Genomic DNA, 19,950 nt, shown 5'->3' on the forward strand with positions numbered 1-19,950 from the left:
TAAAAAAAGAGCCATCAGCGTAATGCTGACGACTCTTATTAACCTAAAAAATTTATTTAATTAAATCATAAAATTCTAACCCTTCAATAATTCCACCTTCGATGTGACTGGAAGTGACATAATCAGCTGCCGTCTTCAACGCATCTATCCCATTTTCCATAGCGACACTATAGTCAGCATGAGTTAACATTTCTAAATCATTCGGGCCATCTCCAAAAGCATACGTAGGAATCTCATCAAACTGCATTAATTTGACCAATGCTTGAATACCTGTAGCTTTTGAATTGCCTTTCGTGATTACATCTATGCTGTATGGCGTATTCCTGTAAAAAGATAATTCAGGAAACTCCTCTCTAAGCTGAGCATCAACCGACGTATCTGTGGTGAGAATCAACGACATCAATACTTCTTCGTTTAAATGAATTTCTGCATCGATTGGCGGTGTTTTAGCATGAATAAAATTGTACGCACTATCTACCTCTTTCGAAGCATTAGTAACGCGAATTTTATCACTCGTGTAGAAAGATATCGCCAAACCTAACTTATCAGCTGCTTTTTTTAAACGAATTAACAGCTCTTGCGGCATCTGACTACGATAAATTTCTTTGCCTTCATACATAATGTATTGACCATTAAGCGTGATAAACGATTCAATAGGCGTTGCATCTAAGACGTGTTGAATCTCAATCGGGCTTCTTCCTGTTGCGATAAACGGAACTCCCCCATTTTCTTTCAACTTTTCTAAAGCAACTATCACTTCTTGGTCTACTTCAGATTTATTATTTAATAGCGTTCCATCTAAATCGAAAAAAACTAAAGCTTTTGGCAATACCATAAGAATCTCCCTTTTTTTGAATCTATCAGCTAAATTAATTTTCTGAATCTTTAAAATGACCTACTTCATTGTATACTTCTAAATGGTATTTTCCATTGTAGTATTTAACAGCTGAGACACTTGCATTTAATAGTGGCTGCGGATTTTCAAGTTCTGGAACTAAATTATTTAATAAATAGCGAATAGTATTTCCGTGAGCAACAATCATGACTTTATCTCCTGTATCACGGTGTTTATTGATTAATTTAAGCAAACCTTGTTCGACTCTCAACCAAAAAGTTAAAAAATCTTCTGCATCGTGATACGGATCTGCTTTTTTAAATGCATTCATTTGTTCAGGAATAGACGTTTCAGCCCACATCTCAGCAACACTTGAGTAACCCATTGTTTCATTTACTTTTGCCCAAGTTTCATCCACATCGCTTCCTTCAAATGAACCAAAGAAAACTTCGCGAAATTCCGGCATTGATTTTAATGTCAGGTCTTTACCTTTTTTATTTTCCTCTAAAATAATAGTGGCTGTTTCAATTGTGCGGCTCAAGTCACTTGTATAAGCTGCATCAAATTCAACATCTGCTAAACCTCGTCCGCTTCTACGAACATCATCACGTCCTTGAGGTGTCAAAGGGGTATTAGACCACCCTTGCATTCTTTTATAATGATTAAAATACGTTTGTCCATGACGAACAAAATAAAACGTGCAACCTTCTTCCATGAAAATCTCCTCCTGTACAGTAATAGAATCAATCATTCTTTTATCCTTCTTATTGTACCAAAAAAATGCACGATAATATAAATATCCGTTTAGGATTAGGTAAATATTTGATTAACCTCTTTGGAACTCATTTGAGTATAGTATAATTTTGTCTCGGTTTTTCAATAACATCTCCGTTACGGTAGGCTTCTAGCAATATTTTCAAATCACCGACTTGTTTAGTCAATTCTTTACCTACATCGGTTTCTCTTACCTTCTTACGGTCTAGCTCTCGGTCAATCACTCTTCTTGTAGACATGATATCTATTTCATTTTCAATCGCCTCATTTACAGAAGTAAAGGGTTGATGCGAAACTAAAACCATCCCATAAGAGTTATATAGCAGAGTATAGCCGGCTAATCCCGTCGTTCCTTGATAAGCTTTTGAGAATCCACCATCAATCACAATAATGCGACCATTTGCTTTTATCGGGTCTTCACCACGTTTTTCTTTTACTGGTGTATGTCCATTGATAATATGCCCTTTAAGAGGATCTAAACCAAACTCACTTAATATCATTTCACACGTTTGTTCATCATTCCGCATTTTGTAATATGCATTTTTCTTTTCTTCATGTGTAGCTTTCTCTTTAATATAATAACGTTCAAAAGTAGTCATTTGGTCTTTTCCAAATAACGAAGAAACGGGTCCTGTCCATAAGTACCACACATAATCCAAATATTTCTCGTTATTTTCATGGTCTTTGTTCAAGTAACCTTTACGCAGTATTTCTTCAAATTTATCCAATAAATTTCTGCCAGTATATTGTTTTCCTTGAATATCCATTCCCATAAAACTACCGGTTTCAGTCAATGGTATACAGCCGTGAAACAATAGATTGTCATTATACGTTAAATACATACTGCCTTTGCTATATAAATAAGAAATGTGTTTCTGCAGACGTTCACAGTTTTTGAAAGCTGAAACCAATTTTTCAACGACCATTTCTTCCTCTGCTGTTAATTTGTAGGGGTCAGCTGGGTCAATAGTTGGAAAATTCGTATTCAATAACGGGTACTCTATCCCTTTAATGAATATTGTTCCCTTTTCATAATCAATCCCATTTAAAACTAACCGGTGGTCTAATTGAAAATCAGGATGCCTTTTAATGATTTCTCCTTCAAGTTTAAATTGGATGACTGAAATAGCTTGATGCATTTTAGTAATTTGACGTATTTCATCTTCAAAATAATCTTTTTTATCTGGGTCCACTTTCGGGTAAAAACAGCTTTCTAAATCTTCTGGATAAGTCATTTCTGCAAAGGTAAGCAACTGACGCAATGAAATGCCATAAGCATCTTCTATAATTTCCAAATTGTCATAACGAGCACTGATACGCAACACATTTGCAATACATACAGCTGAACCACTGGCCGCACCCATCCATAAAATATCATGGTTGCCCCATTGGACATCAACCGAATGATGTTCCATCAGTGTATCAATAATTTTATCGGGATAAGGGCCTCTATCATAAATATCCCCCACCACATGTAATTGATCGACAACCAAGCGTTGAATCAGATAAGAAATAGCCGCAATAAACTCAGCCCCCCTATCCAACGCAATGATATTATCAATAATTTCACTATAGTAATCTTCTTTATTTGTGTAGCCGTCTCCGTCTTTTGATAGCAGCTCTTCAATAATATAAGCAAATTCATTGGGCAAAGCTTTCCGAACTTTTGAGCGAGTATATTTTGAAGCAACAAACACGCATAATTCGATTAATCTAGATAACGTAATACTATACCATTCATTTGTTTCCTCTTGATTTTCAAACTCATTGCGAACTAATCGAATTTTATTTTCAGGATAATATATTAATGTCGCTAGACTATTCATTTCTTTTTGACTTAAACGATTATGAAAAATTTCTTTAATCTTTTCTTTTATATTGCCTGATCCATTTCTTAGCACATGTTGAAACGATTCGTATTCTCCATGAACATCACTAACAAAATGCTCCGTACCTTTAGGCAGATTCATGATAGCTTCTAAGTTAATGATTTCAGTAGTTGTCGCCCCTATAGTCGGGTACTCTTTAGCTAATAACCTTAAATATTTTTTAGTTAAGTCCATGTTTTCTCACCCCTTTATAATCTATACCAAATCATTATACCATGTTTCTTATGTTTTATTTTTTTGTTAGAAAGGCTAAAATAGTTCTCGTGTTTTTTAAAGAGCGTCGCTATTGCACAAAATACCGCTAATAAAAAAAGGCCTAAGACTGTTTGTCTGAGACCTTTTTGATACTATTAGCCAGTTGTTACTGCTTCAGCAATATCGGTTTCCATCTTTTCAGGTTTGGTTGTTGAGCCAAATCGTTTAATGATTTCGCCATCTCGACCAATTAAAAATTTCGTGAAGTTCCACTTAATTTTCTTATTTCCTGTTTCTGATGTTAAATATTGATAAAGTGGATCTGCATTTTTACCATTTAACAGTATTTTTTCATGAAGTTGGAAAGAAACACCAAAATTCTTTTGACAAAAGCTGGCAATTTCTTCACCTTCACGAGGTTCTTGATTCATAAACTGATTTGAAGGAAACCCTAATACAACTAGTCCTTGATCTTTATACGTTTGATACAATTTTTCTAAACCTTCTAATTGAGGGGCCAGACCACATTCGGTTGCTGTATTCACAATTACCAAAATTTTTCCTTTGTATTTTGAAAGCGAAACTTCATCTCCACTAATTTCCTTGACCGTATAATCGTAAACAGACATTGTTAGTCCTTCTTTCACATACTATATTTTTAGATACTTCTTCTTGTCCTTACTTTACATCACTTACTTTATCAAAGTCAAAAGGAATGACTTTGATAACGCAACTTCTGCTTATCTTGATCTTAACGCTCGATCCAGTTCACGTTTTTGATCTTTTCGTTTTAAATCTTCTCGTTTATCGTATTTTTTCTTCCCTTTTGCTAAACCGATTAATACTTTTGCATAGCCATCTTTTAAATAAACTTTTAAGGGAATCAATGTATTTCCGCTAGATTTCGTTTCTCCCAATAAGCGCACAATTTGTTTTTTATGCATCAACAATTTTCTTGTTCTTAATGGATCATGATTAAATTGATTTCCTTGTTCATAAGGACTGATATGAACATTATGCAAAAAAATCTCACCATTTTGAATTTTAGCGTAACCATCTTTTAAATTGATTCGACCTGCTCTAATAGACTTGATTTCTGTTCCTTGCAATACTATCCCAGCTTCTACTGTATCTAATATTGAAAAATCATAACTTGCTTTTCTATTTTGAGCAAGTACTTTACCTGTACCTTTTGGCATCAATAATCGCCTCCTGACTCATTCGCTCTAAATTAATTTTTCTTTTTAGGTTTTTTAGCCTTCGCTACATCTTTATAAAAAGGTTTGCTTTTCTTTTTACTGCTTCCCTCTTGTTTAGGTTTATAGGTAGATGAACTTTCTTTTCCTCGACGTTGGCTGTTGCCACGACCTCTGCCTTGTGTTGAACGTTTAGGTCCATCATACTTAGGTGCATCTGGATCAGGAACAAGTTCAAAATCAATCTCACGTGTTTCGGGATCAGCTTTTGTAATTTTCACTTTCACTTTTTGTCCAATGCGATAAACCACACCAGTTCGTTCTCCAACAAGCATCATTTGTTCTTCGATGTAGTTAAAGTAATCATCTTTCATATTTGAAATGTGGATTAGTCCCTCAACTGTGTTCGGTAATTCTACGAATAAACCGAATTTCAAGACCGAACCAATAATTCCTTCAAACGTTTGGCCAACTTTATCCACCATAAATTCTGTTTTCTTCAATGCATCTGTTTCTCTTTCTGCATCAACCGCACGACGTTCTGCTTTTGACGTTTCTTCTGCAATTTCTGGTAAACGATTTGCCCATTTTGTTTTTTGAGCAGACCCTGTTCCTTCTTCGCCATAAGAACGAATCAGACGATGTAAAATCAAGTCAGGGTAACGACGAATCGGCGACGTAAAGTGTGAATAGAATTCTGCGCCTAAGCCAAAGTGACCTAATGGTTCTACATCATACTTGGCTTGTTTCATACTTCTTAACATCATCGTTGAAACGACTTGCTCTTCTGGTTTTCCTTTTACACTATTGATAACGGTTTGCAATGTCTTAGGTGAAACATCCTTGCTAGTACCTTTAACTGTGATACCAAAAGCTGTAACAAATTCCATGAATTTTTGCATTCGATCGCTATCTGGTTGCTCATGAATACGATAAATTAAAGGAACTTCCATCCGAGAAAAATGTTCAGAGACTGTTTCATTAGCTGACAACATGAATGATTCAATCATGCGTTCACCTACACCACGTTCTCTCAACTCAATATCTAACGGTTTTCCTACAGAATCGACAATAATTTTTGCTTCTTTTGTATCAAAATCAATTGCCCCGCGAGACTTACGTTTTTTCTCAAGTGTATGATGCAATGTTTCCATTAATTCAAACATACCCACTAAGCTACTGTATTTTTCACGTGTTTCTTGATTTTTATCTGTTACTATTTCATTGACTTCAGTGTACGTCATACGTTCAGTTGTTCGGATCACACTTTGGAAAATGTCATGTCCGACAATTTCTCCATCCGGTGACATTTCCATCACACAGCTCATCGTTAAGCGATCTACATGTGGGTTCAACGAACAGATACCATTGGATAAACGTTGTGGAATCATCGGGATAACTCGATCCGTTAAGTAAACACTGGTTCCTCTTTCAAATGCATCTTTATCTAAAGGACTATCTTCTGTTACATAATACGATACATCTGCTATGTGAACTCCTAATTGATAATTTCCATTATCCAATAATTTCAAGCCTACAGCATCGTCTAAATCTTTCGCATCTGCTCCATCGATCGTTACTAGAACTTCATCTCTTAAGTCACGGCGCCCTTCAAAGTCAGTTTCTTTGATTTTTTCAGGAACAGCATCTGCTTGTTGCAAAGCTTCTTTTGAAAACTCAGTGGGAATACCGTGTTTATACACGATTGTCAAAATATCAATTCCAGGATCATTTATATGCCCTACAACTTTTTTGACGATTCCTTGCATACTTCTTGGAAATTCATCATCTGGATACAAGGTTATCTCTACGACAACAATCGAACCATCAACGGGTTTAATTCCTTCTGCTTCAATGAACACACGAATATCTGTAATTTTTTTATCTTGAGGATCGATATACCCATATAATCCGGTTTCTTCAATTCCTTCTTCACTATAAGCATAGAACTCTCCGACTAATTGAGTAAAGTTGCGTTCAACAATAGCTTTAATTTTTCCTTCAGCACCTTTATCTGACCAAGGTTCAGCAGGTTTAATAATATCCACCGTTACTTTGTCACCATCTAATGCATAATTGGTCATATTAGGTGGAATATAAATATCTTTTTCTTCATCTTCAATTGCAACAAATCCAAACCCTCGGTCACTGGCTCTAAAAACCCCTGTTAATACCGGATCATTACTTGGCAATTTAAAATGACCTTTTCTACTTAAAAATAATTTACCTTCTCGCTCCATTTCAGCCAATGAACTAACTAACGTTTTGAAGTCGGCTGCACTTGTCATGCCCATTCCCTCACTGATATCACTAACTTGAAACGAAACATTTTTATGTTCAGTCATAAAAACTAAAATCGCTTCTTGTAACTTTTTTTTATCGCTCATTTTTTATCCTCCATTCCAATCTAACTGTTTTAAAAAATTGCTCACATCTTCTTGCAAGGCTTTTCTATCTACTCCAACCGTTACCGCATGTTTACTGTTTTCATACCAGTGAAAGTCAACTACTGCAGCTTGTGTTAATCTTTCTTTGAACGCGATCGCTACTTGCGGATCAATCATTTCATCTTGACCAGCTTGTGCAATAAAAAAAGGTTGGTTAATTTCACTATAGTGAGTTTCCATTGATTGCGTCAATGCACTTATTTCATTTAACTGACTGTCTAATTTTCGCACTACTTCTGGCATAAGATTGTTAATTTCTATCTCAGAATAACCAGCTTTCTTTTTCATTGTCCGCACAAATGTTAAAAACTCTTCTCTTACATTGCTTCCTTTATGAAAATCTATCATTGGTGAACAGAATGTGCCCCCCGCTAAGACTGGTTCTTTATCTACCAGTATTTTTGTAGCAATCACACCGCCTAAAGATAATCCGAAGATTGCTATCTCTTGATAACCTTTTTCGCGCAAGAACTGAATCGCTTCTTTTGCATCCTCTACCCAATCCATTGGTGATGCAGCTAAAATATCTTCTGGCTCAGTTGTCCCATGTCCTCTGAATAAAGGCGCATAAACCGTGTAATTTTCTTTCTCTAACGCTCTTCCCAACATGCGCATATCATTAGGAGTGCTGGAGTAAGCGTGCATCAAGACGACTGCTTGAGGCCCATTTTCAAAAAAAAATGATTTTATTGCCATTCTTATTCTCCTTCTTCTCGTTTCCTTTAAGTCTTCATTCTACTATTTTACTGTAAAATCCTTTTTTTTCATACTGTAACACTATTATCATTAAGAAAAGTCTTACACTCAACTTCACTTCAGCAAAAGAATGAATTTTTTTAGAAAAAAAAGCCACCTGAAGATTCAGGTAGCTTCACTAAGTTTGTTAATTAATTGCTATATAAGCAAGAGCCAGTGCCAACGCAAAGAATAATGTTCCAAGTACTACTGTAGCACGTTGCAATACAGCCTCAAACCCGCGTGCCTTTTGTTTTCCAAATAATTGTTCAGCTCCGCCAGTAAATGCACTAGCAGCATTGTTTGTCTTTGTTGGTTGCATAGCCACCACAATAACAAGTAAAACTGAAATAATTAGTTCAGCAATTAAAAGTGTATCGTACAATTTCAATGCCCTCCTGTCTGCCGTTTCTTCTACCCCTAATTTTAACATAAAGAATCCTACATTACTAGAAAATAAATGAAGTTCTTGGCTTGCTCTTTCTTATACGATCATTTACTTTCAAGGTCATGAATAAATAATCCACTTAACAATTTCGGTTCGAACCAAGTCGATTTTGGCGGCAATACTTCTCCACTGTCTGCCACTCGTATCAGTTCAGCGATTTCTGTGGGATACATGGAAAAAGCTACTGTAAATGATCCTTCATCTACCGCATCACTCAACGCTTGCAATCCTCTAATTCCACCAATAAAATCAATTCGTTTATCTGTTCGGATATCTTTTATATCAAACAATGGCGTCAATACATGCTCTTGTAAAAGCGAAACATCTAACCCTTTTACAGGGTGATTTGAAATAAAGGCTGGCTTGACAGTTAATTTATACCATGCACCTTTCAAGTACATTCCAATTGTTTTTGCTTGTTCAGGTTTGTAGCTGCCCAACACTTTTTCGACTTCAAATTTTTCAGCTAATTGCTCTAGAAAATTTTCTTCGATTACTCCATTGACTACTCGATTATAATCTAAAATGGCTAATTGTGATGCTGGAAAAAGAACGGCTAGAAAATAATTAAATTCTGCATCTTCCGGTGCATCTGGATGACTTTCTTTTCTTTTTAATGCTACTTTCACAGCTGACTCTGTTCGGTGGTGTCCATCAGCAATATATAATTCAGCTACATTTTTTTCAAATAAATTTTTCAATTGCGCTATAACTGCCTTTTGATCAATGATCCATACCTTGTGTTCTACAGCATGAAAACTCGAAAAATCATAAATAGGATCGTTTTCGGTCACCCATTGTTCAATTAACGTATCGATTGACTCTTGATCGCGGTACGTTAAAAAAATTGGACTTGTATTTGCATCAGCCGCATCAACATGTCGAATCCGATCCACTTCTTTTTCTTCACGCGTAAATTCATGTTTTTTAATTGTTTTCTCTTGGTAATCTTTGATAGATGCACAAACAACTAATCCCATCTGTGAACGTCCATTCATTGTCAGTTGATAGAGATAGAACTGTTCTTCATCATCTTGCACTAGCCAATCTTTTTTCAAAAAATCTTTTAAGTTACTGGCAGCTTTTTGATACACTTCTTCCGCATAAGGAGAATTTTCTTTTGCCAAATCAATTTCTGATTTATCAATGTGTAAAAAAGATTTTTCATTTTGAATGCCCAGTTCACGAGCTTCAGCTGTATTTAGCACATCATAAGGAAGAGAAGCAATATCTTTTACATACTCTCGTGCTGGTCGAATAGCTTTAAACGGTTTAATCTTAACCATATTTTCTCCTCCTATTTACCATTATCATTTTTGATCACTCGAACACTTAAAATCCCTTCGACATCTTGGATTCTTTTAACGATCAGTGCTAATTTTTCAGCGGGAATAAACTCAATATCAATCAACGTATACGCATAGTCTCCGCGACTTTTATTCATAATGTTCACGATATTCACGCTGTATTCAGCTAAACCAATTGACATCTGTGCGACCATATTCGTGACATTACGATTGATGACTGCTAAACGAAGCGGCGAATTAAGAGCCATTTCTACAGTTGGAAAATTAACTGAATGAACAATATTACCGGTCTCTAAAAAATATTTCAATGTTTTTGAAGCCATTTTAGCACAATTGATTTCGGCTTCTGCTGTTGATGCCCCTAAATGCGGTAAGACAACAGCATTGTCCAATTCAATTAGGCGTTCGTCAGCAAAATCGGTCAAATAACTTTTCAACTGACCTTTTTCAAGTGCAGCAATGACTGCATCTAAGTCAACCAGTTCTCCACGTGCAAAGTTCAATAAAACAGCTTCTCTTTTTACTAACGCTAATTTATCTGCACTGATCATTGCTCTGGTTGATTCCATCAGTGGTACATGAACCGTGATATAATCAGATGTTTTTAACACTTCTTCAATAGTTAACACTCGCTTGACCCGGCTAGAAATACTCCATGCAGTATCAACTGACACATACGGATCATACCCTACCACTTCCATTCCTAGGCGGTAAGCATCATTTGCGACCATCGCGCCAATTGACCCTAATCCTATAACCCCTAACTGTTTTCCAGCCAATTCGCTCCCGACAAAGCGGTTTTTTTCTGCTTCTACTTTTTTATCTACATCTGGGCCTTTGAGCGTTTTCACCCACTCCACACCTTCAATAATTGGGCGAACCGCTAATAGTAGACTAGCTAAAATCAATTCTTTCACTGCATTTGCATTAGCTCCTGGGGTGTTAAAAACAACTACCCCTTTTTCAGAACATTCATTTACGGGAATATTATTCGTTCCTGCACCCGCACGTGCGATGGCTTTTAGTTCGCTAGGAAACACCATATCGTGCAAATTCTGACTTCTTAGTACGATTCCATCTGGGTTTTCCGTTTTATTTAACTGGTAATGTTCAGGTTCAAATTTTTTCAATCCTTCATCGGCTATTGCATTATACGTTTTGATTGCATACATCTTGCTAGTCCCCTTTCACTTTCGCTTCAAATTCTTTCATAAAATTAATTAATTCTTCTACACCTTCTAAAGGAAAGGCATTATATAAACTAGCGCGCATCCCACCTACAGAACGATGCCCTTTTAAATTAATCATCCCTTTATTTTCTGCTTGTTTGATAAATAATTTGTCCATTTCTGCATCTCCCGTAACAAATGGGATATTGGTTAAAGAACGTGACCCTTTATCAACCGGTGAACGATATAGTTTTGATGCTTCAATTGTTTCATAAAGCATAGCGGCTTTCTTTCGATTTAATTTTTCAATTTCCGCAACGCCACCTAATTCTTGGAGCCATTCAAACATTAATTTAGCTGCATAAATAGCAAATGTTGGTGGAGTGTTGTACATTGAACCATTATCTGCTTGCACTTTGTAGTCTAGCATTGCCGGTAAATTTTCTTTTAGACCGATTAAATCTTTGCGCACAATCACAACTGTCAAGCCAGAAGGTCCTATATTTTTTTGAGCTCCAGCATAGATCAAACCAAAATCCGATACCTTGTAGCTACTTGATAAAATATTTGAAGACATATCCGCTACTAGTGGTATATCTCCACTAGTAGGAACATCAAGAAAAGCTGTGCCTTCAATTGTGTTATTCGTTGTGATATGCACATAATCAAATGTTTCATCGACTAGGGGTACTACAGGATTTTTGGAAAATTGATTCTCTTTTGAGCTAGCGATAACTTCTACCGTTAGACCGTTAATTTTTTCAGCTTCTTCAATCGCTTTTTGCGACCAACTTCCAGTATTGACGTATGCAACTTTAGCTTTCCCTAAATTCATTGGCAGCATGGTAAACTGCAAACTCGCTCCGCCTTGTAAAAACAACACTTCATAATTTGAAGGAATATCCATCAATTCACGTAATAATGATTCAGCGTCATTCAAAATAGATTGAAATAAGGATGACCGATGGCTCAATTCCATAACTGACATACCACTGTCTTGATACGATAACAGCTCTTTTTGAATTTTTTGTAATACAGTCACCGGCATAACAGCTGGTCCTGCTGAGAAATTATACACACGATCCATTTTAATCCACTCCTAATAATATACCGATTAAGCTAATCGAATTTTAATAAACTTCTTTTTTTATTATACCAGTATTTTCGTATTTAAACAGGCAAACTTATTCTTTTTTACAAAAGTATACAAAAAAGAGGAGCCGATATATCAGCCCCTCTTGCTTATCTAATTCAGATTCTAAACTATATTCAGAAAAAAATTAGAGCATTTTTTCTTTTTTCAACAAATCCATCATGTGAACCTTATTGTCTGCTACTACTTTACGAATCTCTAAATTGATTCCTTTATCATTTAAATACTTCAAGTCTTCTATATCTTGACTATTTACTGCTACAGCATTTGTAATCATTTTTTTACCACCTGAAAAACTCATGCCTCCAATATTGATAGAGTCAAGAATTACTCCGCCTTCCACTACTCTTCTTACATCATGTGGACTTGTAAACAACAACATTGATTTAAAACTATCGAATTTTGGATCATTAAATATTGAGATCATTTTATCAATAGTAATGACATTTACAATAATTCCTGGAGGAGAGGCCTGTTTTAACAACGTTTTTCTCAATATGTCTTTTGCTACCTCATCACTGACCACTAAAATACGGTTTACTTTTGTTACTTTCGCCCATACCGTTGCAACCTGACCATGAATCAAACGATCATCAATACGAGCTAAACGAATTTCCATTGACATTTTCACTCATTCTCCTTTTACACATTGCAACAAATTAGATAGATAGACTGATCGATTTCAACCCTAAATCGTTTCATTTTGTACATCAACTATTTTAACAATATAAAACGATTCTGATTCTGGAATACTCATATTTAATTTTGATTCAAGCACTAAATTAGCTTCTTTTATCGCTTGATAATAAATAGAGTTTTTATCAATGGCTTCATCTGGCTGATTGAGTGGATCTTTAAATAAAACTCGTTCAATCACTCCAGCCATGTGCATCAACAACCCTATTTGAACACTGTTGCTGAGTGTTGTATTTAATTTTTCTTCAATAAATTCTGTGTAATCCCATAATATATTAATAAATTTACGGGGATTTAAGAAGGTAAAGTAAGTAGCTAAATACTCTTCACAAAGCTGCTTTGTGTCCATTGACTTAGCGTAGTTTCCTTCAAGATATTGCTGTGCTAGAATGACTTGTTTAACTTTTTCATCTCCAGAAGTTTGAAATAACTCTTCTAAAGAAAGATGTGGAACCTCTAAAGTTGTCTTTTGAACACCTGCAGTTGCTAACACATGATACTCTTGAGCAATTTTTGAAACTTCTTCTTCCAATCCGACTAAAGAGACAGAAAAAACTTCAATTGTCTCATCAATAAAAGTTTCTAATACACTTTCTACACGTTGTTTTATTCGGATAGCGGTTCCTTCACCTGTTGAACAAATGGTAATAATGGCCTTTGGTTTATTGATTTCTTGCTGTTGAAACACAGGAGAAAGAGCTGTTTTTTCCTCAGGAAGATTGCTGTATCCTCTAAAGTTTTTCAAAGACCAGTAAACTTCATCTAATTGGTTATCCATTAAAGATGTTTTACGCGCAGCTTCTAATACAAGCGGAGTCGTCACCATATCTAACATTTGGACAGCAATATCCGTTTCTCTCATCGCTTTTATGCCAAAAGTAGTTAATGAGCCCATATCGACTAACAACAGCACCCCTTTACCTTCGTTTACATTTCGAATAGCTTCAAGAACCAGTTTATAGGCTTGTTGCGGACTCATTTCCAGAGGCATATCAACAGCTTCAATATTTTTAACATCTAACAATTTTGATACTACTTGCACCATACTCGTAGCTGTTGAGCGACCGTGTGCAGCAACGACTATTCCAACATCTCCCAAATTATTTGGATCTTTTAAAGACACTAATAACATCGTTAAGTACCAACACTCTACTTCTGGCACAATAATTTGATAATTTTCTTTCATATGATCCTTAATCATAATGGCTACTTCATATTCTTTTTGATAATTTAAAATTATTTTATCTAATTCACTATTTTGTTTTATTTGCACAAAGCCTTCTTTAGACCGCTTGATAAATGAACTGAGATGAAGACTCATGGCATATAAAAAGTTTTGTTTAAACTTATAACCTAGATGTTCTTCCGCCATTTTCCATACTTCTTTTGTTAAAGTTATGACTTCTTGTTCAACAATATCTCTTAAGTTGTGTTCATTATTTGGAATCAATTGATTGGTTTTATAAAAGGATTTCAGATGAAGATTGATATCAGTCGTGATAAAATTTTCGATGTCTTCTTGTGTTAGCCCTTCATCTTTTAGCATCACGGCTTTATCTCCAATAATCTCATATAAATTAAACGGCAATTCATAAGAATCTTTGTCTAAAATATAAACCGAATCTTTTGGCTGAATTATCATACGTGGTTCAAGATAATTGGAGATTTCATTTAATTCATCTCGATTTCTTGCAATATTGATTAGTCCTTCTTGTAATTCTCCTGTTAAACCATCCATATTGATCAACATTTCTTCGTTATTATCCATACTATTCAAAAAGGCTTTGGCACAAGCTAATTGGATGCTGGATTTTAATTGTCCAATATTTCCATAAGTGACACTTCCAAGCAATGCCTTGACGACGTCTTCTTCTACAACAATTCGTTTGTCGATTCGTTTTGCTTCAATAGAAAGCAATAATTTAAGCAATTGTACACGTTCACTAGCAGGACGATCATTAAAAGCTGGCAATTGAATGGTAACGGGAATACGTCTTACAAATGTTTTTAGCAAAGTCGAATTTGGATCTTCAGTTGTTGCACAAATAATTCTAACCTTGGCTGAATACCGTTTATCCGTTTCCCCCATTGGTTGAAACGTTCCTGTATCCATAAAATAAAAGAGCATTTCTTGTCCTTCAGGAGGCAATCGGTGAATCTCATCTAGAAATAACATATTATTGTCAGCTTTAAGCAATAAGCCTTCTTTTGCTTCTGTAGCTCCTGTATAGGCCCCTTTAGCATGTCCAAACAAATGAGACATCAACAATTGCGGATTTTGCGAATAGTCCGCACAGTTAAAGATGATCATTGATTGATTTGGTTCAATGATTCCTTTGTCTTGCGAATATTGATACATCGCATTCGCAAAAAAAGTTTTCCCAGAGCCCGTTGGACCAATTACTAAGCTGTTTAAGCCTTTAGGTGGATAAAAAATAGCTGCTTTTGCTTGCTCCATCTGGTTTTTCAAACTACCATTTGAGCCAATCATGTATTCAAATAAATTATGATCATTTTTTCTAGTATCTTCTTGTTGTTCTATTGTGGGTTCTTTTTTTATCAAGGTTTCATCTTTATAGGATTTTACAACTTTCGATAACGGCTTCCATTTTAAGCAACCACTGTCAATATATCGCACAGGTCTTCCTTCAAGTTTCGCTATCTTTCCTTCGCGAACTAAAAGATTCAACTCTTTACTTACATTATTGCGAATGATATTTAGCGCCTCAGAAATTTCAATAGTTGTCATTCCTGATCCGAATTCTATTTCATCACTAGTAAGGTTTTCAGTATGATTTTTTACAAACTGATAAACTAAATCTTTTCTTTTCATTTAGCTACCTGCTTTCTTTTAGTCTTAATCGCTTACAGTCTATCACAAATAAACGGCTTTGTATCCTAATATTTGATACAGTAAAATTTGTGTATCAAATCTGGTGTTAATGTTCATTTTTTGTTCACAACCACAAGTGATTTTTTTGGGCTCTATACTTTTTAGTGTTGATAGATGAATTTAGTTCATGCTTCACACTTCTGGAGGAATAGGATTGCTTGTCGCCCTGTAGAAAAATGAAAGGGTAGCACTGTGGGCACTCATGCCCAAGTCTATCATGTTTGTAAGCAGCTGAAGCAGCAACAACCATGACAACTTTAGGCTTAAGACGGTACCAGGGCTCTTACAAGCAAATACGTCTATTCCGAAAGAATTTTTAGAAGCAGCTACATCATTTAAAGAAAAGAGAAAAAAACACTTCATTAGTTGCGTTGCCTCAACTAATGAAGTGTTTCTCTATTCAAGAATTTAGTTTAACTTAAATTCTTATTTGTTTTTTAGGTTGTAGAAAGCTTTTTTGCCTTCGTATACAGCTAAATCGCCTAATTGATCTTCGATACGTAACAATTGGTTGTATTTTGCAATACGGTCAGTACGTGAAAGAGAACCAGTTTTGATTTGTCCAGCATTTGTAGCAACTGAGATATCAGCAATTGTTGAATCTTCAGTTTCACCAGAACGGTGAGAAATTACTGCAGTGTAACCAGCTTTTTTAGCCATTTCGATAGCGTCAAAAGTTTCAGTTAATGAACCAATTTGGTTAACTTTGATAAGAATAGAGTTTGCTACTCCCATTTCGATTGCTTTAGATAATTTTTCAGTGTTTGTAACGAATAGATCGTCACCAACGATTTGAACTTTATCGCCTAAAACTTCAGTTAATTTTTTAGTACCTTCCCAGTCATTTTCATCTAATCCATCTTCGATAGAAATAATTGGGTATTTTTCAACTAAGTTTTTGTAGATTTCGATCATTTCATCAGCAGTTTTTTCACCTTCGCCTGAATCAGCTAAGTCATAAACACCTTTTTCACTGTTGTAGAATTCTGATGAAGCAGCATCCATTGCAAGCATAACGTCTTCACCTGGTTTGTAACCAGCTTTTTCGATAGCTTCGATGATAACTTCAAATCCTTCTTCGTTAGAACTTAGGTTAGGAGCGAATCCACCTTCGTCACCAACTGAAGTAGCTAAACCTTTTGCTTTTAAGATTCCAGCTAATGCGTGGAATACTTCAGCACCCATACGTAAAGCTTCTTTGAATGAAGGAGCTCCTACAGGCATGATCATGAATTCTTGGAAGTCAATGCTGTTATCAGCATGTGATCCACCATTGATGATGTTCATCATAGGAGTTGGCAATACTTTAGTATTGAATCCACCTAGGTATTGGTATAAAGGAACATCTAGGTAATCAGCAGCAGCACGAGCTACAGCGATTGAAACACCTAAAATAGCGTTAGCGCCTAATTTAGATTTGTTAGGAGTTCCGTCTAATTCGATCATTGTTTTGTCAATTGCCATTTGATCGCGAACGTCAAATCCAATAAGAGCTTCAGAAATAACGTTGTTCACGTTTTCTACTGCTTTTAAAACACCTTTTCCAAGGTAACGAGATTTGTCTCCGTCACGTAATTCAATTGCTTCGTGTTCTCCTGTTGAAGCTCCTGATGGTACCATTCCACGGCCAAATGCTCCGCTTTCTGTGTAAACTTCTACTTCGATTGTTGGGTTACCGCGTGAGTCTAATACTTCACGAGCTAAAATATCTGTAATAAATGGCATTTAATTTCTCTCCTTTGAGTATAAAAAATTTTTAGTGCCAGGGCTTTGCCCATAGCTACATTTTAATGAGTTTACTTGCTAAATGCAAACACTTTAAGCATTGTCTAGCAGTTTCTTTTATTAATCTTATTAATGGAAAGAATTTATGCAAAGTCTGCAGCTTTTACATCATTTTCTTTCGCATAATATTTAGTTTAATTTACTTTTGAATTAAAGATACGCCAGTCATTTCAACTGGTTTTTCAATGTTTAGTAAATCTAACATTGTTGGTGCAATATCAGCTAGACGTCCGCCTTCACGTACTGTTGCTCCTTCTTTAGTTACAATTACAGGAACAGGAACAGTTGTATGAGCTGTATGCGGCTTGCCTTCAGGTGTTGTCATTGTATCTGCATTACCGTGATCGGCAAAGATAATAGCATATCCACCTTTAGCAGTAATTGCATCAACTACACGACCTAAGTTTTCATCAACAGCTTCAATCGCTTTGATTGTTGGTTCAAGCATACCTGAGTGTCCAACCATATCCGGGTTAGCAAAGTTTAAGATAATTGCATCATGTTTATCCGCTTCAATATCTGCCACTAAAGCATCCGTTACTTCATAAGCACTCATTTCAGGTTTCAAGTCATATGTTTCCACTTTTGGAGATGGAATTAAGATACGATTTTCACCTGGAAATTCTTCATTACGTCCACCATTCATAAAGAAGGTAACATGTGGATACTTTTCAGTTTCCGCAATACGCAATTGAGATAACCCTTCATTTGAAAGAACTTCGCCAATAACATTTTTCAAGGCTACTGGTGGGAATGCTATTTCAGCTTTGATACTTGGGTTATACATTGTCATCGTAACAAGTTTAAGATTTTGTGCTCTTTGTCCACGATCAAAGAATGTCCATTCATCATCAGTAATAGCATTTGATAATTGAATTGCACGATCCGGACGGAAGTTGAAGAAAATAATAGAATCATTATCTTGTAAAGTTGCTACAGGTTTTCCGTCTTTTTCAATAACGGTTGGCATAACAAACTCGTCAAATTTTTCTTTGTCGTAGCTTGCTTGAACAGCAGCTAGTGCACTAGTTGCTTTTTCGCCTTCGCCATGAGCAATAGCATTATAAGCTTTTTCTACACGTTCCCAGCGTTTGTCGCGATCCATTGCATAGAAACGACCAGAAATAGTGGCAATTTCTCCTGCTCCGATTTCTTTGATTGCTTCTTCTAATTGCTCAACATAGTTGATTCCAGAATTAGGAGAAACATCACGTCCGTCAAGGAAAGCATGAACATAAATGTTCGGAACGCCTTTTTCTTTAGCTGTTTTGATTAATGAAATCAAATGATTGATGTGACTATGCACTCCACCATCTGATAATAATCCAAACAAATGCAAATTAGATTGGTGTTTAATTGTACTATCCATTGCATCGCTTAAAACAGGGTTCGTTTGGAATTCGCCATCTTCAATTGCTTTATCAATACGTGTTAAGCTTTGATATACAATACGTCCAGCTCCAATATTTGTATGTCCTACTTCAGAATTCCCCATTTGACCTACTGGAAGACCAACGTCTAATCCAGAAGCTTTTAATGTACTATGAGGGTATTTTTCTAAAAGACGATCAAAATTTGGTTTTTTAGCTTGAGCTACGGCATTACCCATAACTTCATGACGCCATCCTAATCCATCAAGAATGATAATAGCTACTGGTGCTTTTGTCATTATTTAACAGCCTCCAATAATGCTAAGAACGATTCTGCTTCTAAACTTGCTCCTCCTACTAAAGCTCCATCAATATCTGATTCAGCCATGTATTCAGCAATATTTTCAGGTTTTACACTACCGCCGTATTGAATACGTACCGCATCAGCAGCATCTTGAGAAACTTCTTTTGCAATCGTTTGACGGATAACAGCACAAGTGTCGTTTGCATCTTTAGATGTTGAAGATTTACCAGTTCCGATTGCCCAGATTGGCTCGTATGCAATAACTGATTCAGCTACTTGACCATCTGTTAAACCAGCGATTGCAGCTTTAACTTGACCACTTACCCATTCATTTGTTTCTCCAGCTTCACGTTGTTCTAACGTTTCGCCACAGCAAATAATTGGAACCATACCATTTTTGAAAATAGCATGTGCTTTTTTATTGATTTCTTCATTTGTTTCGTGGAAGAATTCACGACGTTCAGAGTGACCAATGATTACGTAATCAACTCCTAAGTCTCCTAAAGCTACAGGGCTAATTTCGCCTGTAAATGCTCCAGATGCTTCAAAGTGGCTGTTTTGAGCCGCAATTTTCAATTCTGTTCCTTCTGATGCTTTAACTAATGATTGTAAAAATAAAGCAGGAGCTCCAACAACTGAATCTACTTGTTCAGAAGAAGGGATTTTTGTTTTAACTGCTTCAACAAACGCAGCAGCTTCAGCAGCTGTTTTGTTCATTTTCCAGTTACCAGCAATAATTGGTTTACGCATAATT

The 19,950-nt window shown here is 35.8% G+C and carries 16 protein-coding genes; all 16 read right to left on the reverse strand.

Annotation, left to right across the window (positions count from 1 at the left end; genetic code table 11):
- Positions 1-52: 52 nt before the first annotated feature.
- Positions 53-835: a Cof-type HAD-IIB family hydrolase gene (locus CAT7_RS01995; RefSeq protein WP_007721450.1), complete on the reverse strand. Its 783-nt coding sequence runs from the start codon at positions 833-835 to the stop codon at positions 53-55.
- Between the two features lie 34 nt (positions 836-869).
- Complete coding sequence (locus CAT7_RS02000) at positions 870-1,550, reverse strand: histidine phosphatase family protein (protein ID WP_007721452.1); 681 nt, start codon at positions 1,548-1,550, stop codon at positions 870-872.
- Between the two features lie 127 nt (positions 1,551-1,677).
- Entirely contained in the window at positions 1,678-3,672 is a 1,995-nt protein-coding gene (locus tag CAT7_RS02005) for a fructose-bisphosphatase class III (RefSeq protein ID WP_007721453.1), read from the reverse strand.
- 176 nt (positions 3,673-3,848) lie between these two features.
- A complete protein-coding gene (locus CAT7_RS02010; protein WP_007721455.1) occupies positions 3,849-4,322 on the reverse strand; it encodes a glutathione peroxidase in 474 nt (157 codons plus the stop codon).
- A gap of 111 nt (positions 4,323-4,433) precedes the next feature.
- Entirely contained in the window at positions 4,434-4,892 is a 459-nt protein-coding gene (gene smpB, locus CAT7_RS02015) for an SsrA-binding protein SmpB (protein WP_007721458.1), read from the reverse strand.
- 32 nt (positions 4,893-4,924) lie between these two features.
- The gene (rnr, locus tag CAT7_RS02020; protein WP_007721460.1) at positions 4,925-7,276 is read right to left on the reverse strand and encodes a ribonuclease R; all 2,352 of its coding nucleotides are present in this window, start codon (positions 7,274-7,276) and stop codon (positions 4,925-4,927) included.
- A 3-nt stretch (positions 7,277-7,279) separates the two neighbouring features.
- Positions 7,280-8,032 carry an alpha/beta hydrolase gene (locus CAT7_RS02025; protein WP_007721462.1) on the reverse strand — a complete coding sequence of 251 codons (753 nt, stop codon included), beginning with the start codon at positions 8,030-8,032 and terminating at the stop codon, positions 7,280-7,282.
- A 187-nt stretch (positions 8,033-8,219) separates the two neighbouring features.
- Positions 8,220-8,456, reverse strand: a complete 237-nt coding sequence (gene secG / locus CAT7_RS02030) for a preprotein translocase subunit SecG (RefSeq protein ID WP_007721464.1) — start codon at positions 8,454-8,456, stop codon at positions 8,220-8,222.
- 107 nt (positions 8,457-8,563) lie between these two features.
- On the reverse strand, positions 8,564-9,805 hold the full coding sequence (locus tag CAT7_RS02035) for a DUF1015 domain-containing protein (RefSeq protein WP_007721466.1): 1,242 nt from the start codon (positions 9,803-9,805) through the stop codon (positions 8,564-8,566).
- 11 nt (positions 9,806-9,816) lie between these two features.
- A complete protein-coding gene (locus tag CAT7_RS02040) occupies positions 9,817-10,998 on the reverse strand; it encodes a 3-phosphoglycerate dehydrogenase family protein (RefSeq protein WP_007721468.1) in 1,182 nt (393 codons plus the stop codon).
- 4 nt (positions 10,999-11,002) lie between these two features.
- The gene (serC, locus tag CAT7_RS02045) at positions 11,003-12,082 is read right to left on the reverse strand and encodes a 3-phosphoserine/phosphohydroxythreonine transaminase (RefSeq protein ID WP_007721470.1); all 1,080 of its coding nucleotides are present in this window, start codon (positions 12,080-12,082) and stop codon (positions 11,003-11,005) included.
- A gap of 193 nt (positions 12,083-12,275) precedes the next feature.
- Complete coding sequence (locus CAT7_RS02050) at positions 12,276-12,773, reverse strand: mannose/fructose/sorbose PTS transporter subunit IIB (RefSeq protein ID WP_007721473.1); 498 nt, start codon at positions 12,771-12,773, stop codon at positions 12,276-12,278.
- A gap of 63 nt (positions 12,774-12,836) precedes the next feature.
- Positions 12,837-15,677, reverse strand: coding sequence for a sigma 54-interacting transcriptional regulator (locus CAT7_RS02055; RefSeq protein WP_007721476.1), 2,841 nt, complete (start codon positions 15,675-15,677; stop codon positions 12,837-12,839).
- Between the two features lie 486 nt (positions 15,678-16,163).
- The gene (gene eno, locus CAT7_RS02060) at positions 16,164-17,462 is read right to left on the reverse strand and encodes a phosphopyruvate hydratase (protein WP_007721480.1); all 1,299 of its coding nucleotides are present in this window, start codon (positions 17,460-17,462) and stop codon (positions 16,164-16,166) included.
- A 199-nt stretch (positions 17,463-17,661) separates the two neighbouring features.
- Positions 17,662-19,191, reverse strand: coding sequence for a 2,3-bisphosphoglycerate-independent phosphoglycerate mutase (gpmI, locus tag CAT7_RS02065; RefSeq protein WP_007721482.1), 1,530 nt, complete (start codon positions 19,189-19,191; stop codon positions 17,662-17,664).
- Entirely contained in the window at positions 19,191-19,946 is a 756-nt protein-coding gene (gene tpiA, locus CAT7_RS02070; protein WP_007721484.1) for a triose-phosphate isomerase, read from the reverse strand. The genes gpmI and tpiA overlap by 1 nt, the downstream gene beginning before the upstream one ends.
- Positions 19,947-19,950: the final 4 nt, after the last annotated feature.

Origin of the sequence: Carnobacterium sp. AT7 (genome assembly GCF_000171855.1) — a bacterium.
GTDB lineage: Bacteria > Bacillota > Bacilli > Lactobacillales > Carnobacteriaceae > Carnobacterium_B > Carnobacterium_B jeotgali.